The 6,061-nt window shown below is 35.5% G+C and carries 2 protein-coding genes and 1 pseudogene; 1 reads left to right on the forward strand and 2 read right to left on the reverse strand.

Going from position 1 to position 6,061, the window contains the following annotated elements:
• Window positions 1-312 precede the first annotated feature (312 nt).
• Window positions 313-2,784 carry an autotransporter outer membrane beta-barrel domain-containing protein gene (locus ACFIK3_RS08245; protein ID WP_375676535.1) on the reverse strand — a complete coding sequence of 824 codons (2,472 nt, stop codon included), beginning with the start codon at window positions 2,782-2,784 and terminating at the stop codon, window positions 313-315.
• A 2,369-nt stretch (window positions 2,785-5,153) separates the two neighbouring features.
• Here ACFIK3_RS08245 and ACFIK3_RS08250 point away from each other — a divergent pair.
• A pseudogene (locus ACFIK3_RS08250) lies at window positions 5,154-5,743 on the forward strand (integrase arm-type DNA-binding domain-containing protein); the annotation flags it as partial.
• A gap of 111 nt (window positions 5,744-5,854) precedes the next feature.
• Here ACFIK3_RS08250 and ACFIK3_RS08255 read toward each other — a convergent pair.
• On the reverse strand, window positions 5,855-6,061 hold a 207-nt coding region (locus ACFIK3_RS08255), incomplete at its 5' end, for an autotransporter outer membrane beta-barrel domain-containing protein (RefSeq protein ID WP_375676536.1).

Below are 6,061 nucleotides of genomic sequence, written 5' to 3' on the forward strand. Positions count from 1 at the left end.
GAGCTTGATAAGTATTTTTGTTTTAAAGTGCTAAAAATCAAAATATTTTGTATTTTTTATCGATATACAATAATTTTTATTGAATCCATTCGATTTTTATAAATCAAAAAGGCAGCTTTCTAGAGACTTCAATAGTCATTAAGAGATAAAGAGTTTTATTGCATTTGGTTTGAATGAAATTAATCCTTTCAAGAAAGCTGTATAGAAAGAACCATCATTGATGCCTCTTTCCGAAAGATTGAAAAAAAGCAGCACACGCGTACTGCTTTTTTCTTAAAACTGAATAGACTATAAATTGTTTTTTGCTTTTTCTTAAAACTGATAGCGTATTCCGCCTGAAAAGCTTGCTCCTGATATACCAGTTTTTTGAAGCTTATGTTGATAGTTAACATCAGCATGAAGGGCGATATTTTGTGATAATTGTGCATTTACACCAAGTCCACCTTCAAGGGCAGCTCCCATAGAATCAAGGTGGAATGGTTCACCAATCTGTATGGTGCCATTGTTAGAAAAAGCTTTAACAATATTTAATTTACCATAGAAAGAAAGAATACTGCCTTTTTCAATAGAAATCGTCGTTTGTGTTAAGCGCCCACCAACACGCACTAAGTATTGATGAGGATTTCCCATATCTACATCAAACCCATCGACATCTGAGAGTGTGCCAAGCATGAGACGCTGATAAACAACTTGTGCTTGTGGTTCAAAGACCAATCCTTTCGTACTGGTTTCGAACTTTTGTCCAATGGTCGCCGATGCACTGAATGTATCAGCGTTTTTCAATTCTGCAGTCTTTCCTATGAGAGCTGTGGTGATATCTCCCTTGAGCATTCCATAGGAAAAGAGAGCATGGATATATGTACCATTATTATGGTGCAGTCCACTATATGCAGCAATTGACCATTTATTGAGTGTACTTTTGTCAGCACCTTCCATATCTTTTGGGGTGAAAGCTAATTTCCCATATGTCCCGAAAAGCCCCACATTGGTGGTCATGTTTTGATCTTCTAGAGCTACTAATGTAAAGCCTGCTTGTAAAGAAGCATAGTGAATATCGGCACCATAGCCATATTGTAATGGCGTACGGTGAGAGGATAATGTCATTTTATTGCCATAAGTCGAGAAGAAGATCCCTTTGTTTTTATGATTTTTTTTCTCAAAGCCTGTTTCTTGTATCGTGTTCAGTAAAGTGTTTTGATTGTTTACATCAGCCAGTCCAGCTGAGAATAGTGCGTTAGGCATGGACAAATAGCTTGCCACTTGAGGAACGAGAGCTCTGATCTTTCCTTCATCATCGAGCGTTGCACTTTGCAAGCGGAAATCCCAGAAATTCTGATTTTCTCTCAAATGGTTTTGTATGCTCCCTATTTGCTCAGAATTTGGTGTTGATTCAACTTTTATATTATTCTCACTCCTTAAAGCTATTCCGCCAAATGCAGCGAAGGTCGTGTCGGTTTTTGAGTCCTTTTCTTGTGATTGTTGACTTACTTCTCCTAAATGGCTTTGTGTGCTCTCTGCTTTTCCAAGACGTGATGTCGGTCCATAGGCATTTAAGACATATTTATAAGGCAAGCCGCCCATTGTGACATAGCCATTTGCTAGTTTGAAGGCATTTTTATCTGTTTTTCCAGATACTTGAATGAGCGACAGTCCACGCATATTCGCGGGAATAGAAGCTTCTTCTTTTGATGACACACCTTTTGAAAGGCTATTGAAACTAATTGTTGTGGTGCCTGTTACATCTCCATGGATAAGAAGGCGGTCCGTTTTTTGTTGTTCTCTTTCTAAACCATCACTCCATTCTGTATTGAAATAAATCCTTGCATTGCCTACTGCATTATAAACGGTTTCTATAGCGGAGTCCCTGTTTTCATGTGGATTAGGGAGCTCAATTGTCCGTCCTACACTCAAGGTTTGATATTGACTCTTTGCCAGCCTATGTGGCGCATTAAACACAATAGAGCTATTATTGAAGTTCAGTACTGAAACGGTAGACAGCGCTCGTTGCTTAATGTCATGGAGTGCATAATTAAATGAACTAAAATCACGATTTATCTCGTATTGACTTACATTTAAATACCATTTGCTATTGTTGTTTAAATTAAAAACAGTCGTATTTACTGCTAAGGTTCTTGCTCTTCCTTCTATAATCGAATTATCGGCAGTTAACACAAAAGTCACAGGATGAGGATCTGAATCTGTTTTCTTTTTTACATTGTTTTGTAATAATACATCAGAACGAATTTCTGAATTTCTAAGTTGAACTTCGGCAAAAGACTTTGAAGATGACGGTCCTAAAATACCGACACCATTTCTCACAAGAAGTCTTGTATTGTTAAGAATTGCCTTATTGATAACTTCTTCACCATCTTTCAGATCATTTATGCTATGAAAAACAATACCGGATTTTCTTTTGGTTTCTATGAATGAATCTTCAATGTTAATGATACCGTTTTCAATTGATAGACCAGTATCCAAGGCATTGACTTTCACTTCTTTAGCATTAATACGTCCACCTTGTGATGCAGCAAAAGCAAACGAAGCTGAATGTATTGTTGAGTTTGTAATTGTGGCAATTGCTTTTTCTTTGGCATACACTGCGCTCGATCCATTGCGGATAAAAACATTATTAAGAGTTTTTTCTTCTCCTTTCTCCAGCTTAAACTCACTAATAATTTCAGGAGGTTGTCTATTTGCATAAGTTGGAGCAAAATGAGAAAAAATGAAAGTTCCAGCAATTGTACATAACAAAAAATTTTTCTTATAAATATATTTCTTACACATAGATATGCCTTTAGTATTTGGTATGCTTTGATGCTTACTTCATTCCCCTGATGGCGCAAGTACCCGATCAGTTTTTTATATCATTACGTTTTTATTGTAAATAACAAAACGAATTATATTTTATGGTGTTCTCTATGATTTGAAGTTTTGCTTCAGAAAAACTTGTTCATGATCATAAAAAGTCGAGAAAAGTGGATTTCATAAAACCTAGCTTGGTTAAGCTTATGCTAAAAGCACTATGAAGTATGATATTTAAAAACTGTCTATTAAAGATAATCGCTATAAAAGCTCTATCGCATTGAGATGTATTATTTGATGTACTCACCAAAACGATCAGAAAATTTTCTCTGCTAGAAAAAGTGATGAGGGGGCTATTCACAGGCTTTCTTTAAAGAAGCTTTTCCTTAAGGGTAGCAAAGTCCATTTTTCTAAGGTCGCACAGCCCATTTCGCGATGGTTTTCATGAATGCTATAACGCTAAAGCTATAGAGTCCCATCATCTTTATGCTTACGAAGGAGCAAGCCGATACCTTTACGGCTTAATAAAAGAGCAACCCCATTACATACTTTGCTAGCTCCCAATGTTGTGTGGATAGCCTTTGGCACTTGAGGCGGTGCATGAGAGGAATTCTTAGGCTTTTCTTATATAACTTTGCTTCACACGCCAGTCCCGCTTGTAATGTGTAAGTGAATGATTTTGATTAGTTCAACATGGAACAGATTTTAAATGAGAGAAATTTACGATATTCAGAACTCTAACTCAATGAAAGTAACGCTAAATTATCATTATAAATCAATATTTTGAATATTTCATTTAAAACATCTTTTATTGATACAAAAAGAACTTTATTGAGTTATTTCATTTTATAAATGAAATAATTAGCTTTTTTGAGCGTTTTGTATGTGAAAGATAAAGCGCTTGTTGTTAGATTTTCTTTTCATGCATTAATTTTCTCAAAACTGTTTGTTTAGAAGAACCAGCAATGGAAGTGTAAATAAATCTTTATAGATAGCGACAACACATCGTAAAGAAAGAATTTATTTTATTGCTATAATAGATTGTAAATAACAAAAAAATACACTCCGTTTTTTTGTTAATAGTAAACGGATCAATATGCTTATTTTTTTATAATTTTATATTAAAATTGGTAGTGTATTCTATCAGAAAAACTTGTCTCGACTATACGTCTTTTAAAATTTTTTCTGATAGTTTACATCAATATAGAAGGTTAAATTGTGAGATAACTGGTATTGTGCTAAACGCACCTTTAATGGCAGGATCTATCGGATTAAGGTAAAAATGAATACCAATCTGTTTAGTATCATCAATATCAAAGTTTTTTAAGGAAGTTCACTTTCTCATACAAGGATGGGGTACGATCTTCTACGGTCCTAACAATAGTTTTTGTTAGATACCTACCTATCCGGACTAACTGGGGAGGCTGTCTGATTTAATTTTAAGATCATCAATATGTTAAAAGTTGGTAAAAATCAAATCCTTAGCACACAAATTATGTTCGTGGTTCAAAAGGTTAGTTCTCTGATTATTCTTTGCAAATTTTTGACAAATGATTGTTGAGGCAATTAACATTTTTACAGCATAACTTTAATAGTATTTTTTATAGAAGTTTTAGAGATATCTGCTGTACAGATATCACAAGGGAAGAGTGTAGCCATATGAAAACACCATTATGCTCTGTTATATTGTAAGCTATGATTGATGATTTATCCAGTGTGCTTTTTTTCATTTTCTATATCCTTTGGAGTGAATGAGAGTGGCTGTAGGTTCCTATCTATTTCAAATGTGTAGTGATTAACTTTTCATTTTTCTAATATCATCTTTGCTTGGACAGCTCTATGGCGCATATTAGCACCATATCTATCTTCAAAGAGGAGCATAATCAAACGGTAGAGTTTCTGTACTTCCATAAGTGAAAAAGCAAGAAATCTTCTATTTTTTAAGATTTATTCTTAATGCTGTTATCTTTATATTATCTAAAAATACACTTTGCTTAGCTTTATGGGCAAATTCGATGATGAATAGCTGCGCAATCCGTGTGAAGAGGAGGAAAATTGTATTTAAGTAGAAAAGAAAACACTTCAGGAAAAAATGGATTTCATGTTCGAAAAGGCTGCATACTTTGTGACATATTCTAGATAAAAATACCTTATCTTTTATCTTGATAAAAATGGTATAATGTAATGATTTATAAAGATAATTTATCGGTACTTTCATTGAATTAGAGTTCTGAATAACGTAAGATTTTCTCATTTTAAACCTGTTTGTCTTAAATCAAGAAAAACCATTCTCTTGCACACCACAAGCGGGGCTGGCGTGTGGGTAAAAAATGTATAAGAAAGGACTAAAAATGGCTCTTATGAATCGTCTCAAGAGCCAAGGGCTTTAGCAACACCCACGAGCTGGAAAATATAATGATGGTGCCGGATTGCTCCTTCACAAACGTAAAGATGGGGGTACTCAATGGCTTTATCGTTATACCTTTCACGGGGGGCGCCGGCGTGAAATGGGCTTGGGTGCCTTGAGAGATGTCTCTTTAAAACAAGCTCGTGAATTGGCAACTGGGTGGCGTGCTGTTTTACGTGAGGGGTGTGCCCTCATTAAAGAACGTGAGAAACGAAAACGTGAGGCAATGCGTAATCTCCATTACTTAAAAGACATTGCCTTAGATGCTTTTGAAAGTTGTAAAGCTGAATTAAAAATGATGGTAAAGATGGAAACGGGTTTTCACCTTTAAAACTCCATATTCTCCTCAAATTAGGCTGTTTGCCTATTTCAGAGATTACACAAACAGAAATACGCAATATCCTCGCTCCCATCTGTCATACAAAAGCTGGAGCTGCTAATACAGCACTGATGCGTCTCAAGCTTTGTTTTAAACATGGGCGTTGCGCGTGGATGTTGATTTTACAGGCAGTAGAAAAAGCAAGGGCTCTCTTAAGGAGGGATAGTGTAGTGTTATTAGGATTTATAAAGCGAAAAGGCAGCATATTGTAGCTGCCTTTTTTGTTAATGCATAGAAAAGAAATACGCTGTTTTGACAGTTTTATTTTAAAACTGATAGCGTATTCCTCCTGAAAAGCTTGCACCACTTATACCAGTTTTTTGAAGCTTTTGTTGATAGCTGACATCACCATGAAGGGAGAAATTGTGAGACAGTTGCGCATTAATGCCAACGCCACCTTCAATTGCAGGTCCCATAGGATCAAGGTCAAAATCTCTGCCAATCTGGATGGTACCATTATCACCAAAGGTTTT

Origin of the sequence: Bartonella sp. CB10SXKL (genome assembly GCF_042195515.1) — a bacterium.
GTDB lineage: Bacteria > Pseudomonadota > Alphaproteobacteria > Rhizobiales > Rhizobiaceae > Bartonella.